Raw genomic sequence first — 685 nt, 5'->3', positions numbered from 1 at the left:
CTCTGAAGGTGTGCCGCGCAGCTTCACGATCAGCTCGAACGAGATCCTCGAAGCGCTGACCGATCCGCTGAACCAGATCGTTTCCGCGGTGAAGAACGCGCTCGAGCAGACCCCGCCGGAGCTGGGTGCCGACATCGCCGAGCGCGGGATGATGCTGACCGGCGGCGGTGCGCTGCTGCGCGACCTCGATCGCCTGTTGGCCGAGGAAACCGGGCTGCCGGTGCTGGTGGCCGAAGACCCGCTGACCTGCGTGGTGCGCGGCTGCGGCATGGCGCTCGAACGCATGGAGCGCCTGGGCGCGATCTTCACCTCGGAGTGAGACTGACGCTCGGCCGCCATGTGTTTTAGGCCGATTCCCGGAACCCGCATGGACCAGCCGCTCGGCGGTCCACCTCCGATGCGCCAACCGCGCGGCTTGAGCGCCGTGCGCGGCGGCTCGTTTCCCGGTTAACCAGCGCCATGCCCCTCGGCACGCTCGACCGCACGCCCCCCCCGTTCTTCCGCCAGGGTCTGCCGGCGCGGACCAAGCTCGCGCTGTTCTCGGCGCTGGCGATCTTCCTGATGGCCGCCGATGGCCGGGTCGGCTTGATCAAGCCGCTGCGTGCCGCGGCTGCCACCGCGTTGCTGCCGCTGGAGCGGGTACTCAACGTGCCGGTGCAGGCCTGGGGCGGCGGAGGTGACTACC

1 protein-coding gene and 1 pseudogene are annotated in these 685 nt (G+C 69.9%); both read left to right on the top strand.

Translation table 11 applies throughout. From position 1 onward, the window contains the following. The coding region (locus tag AC1DYI_RS37710; RefSeq protein ID WP_477209160.1) for a rod shape-determining protein at window positions 1–319 on the top strand (319 nt) is incomplete at its 5' end. A 140-nt stretch (window positions 320–459) separates the two neighbouring features. Beyond that, window positions 460–685: pseudogene (locus AC1DYI_RS37705) on the top strand (rod shape-determining protein MreC); the annotation flags it as partial.

The organism is Ideonella sp. P3_A4, from assembly GCF_056403075.1.
This window is presented reverse-complemented; position numbering and strand designations above follow the sequence as displayed.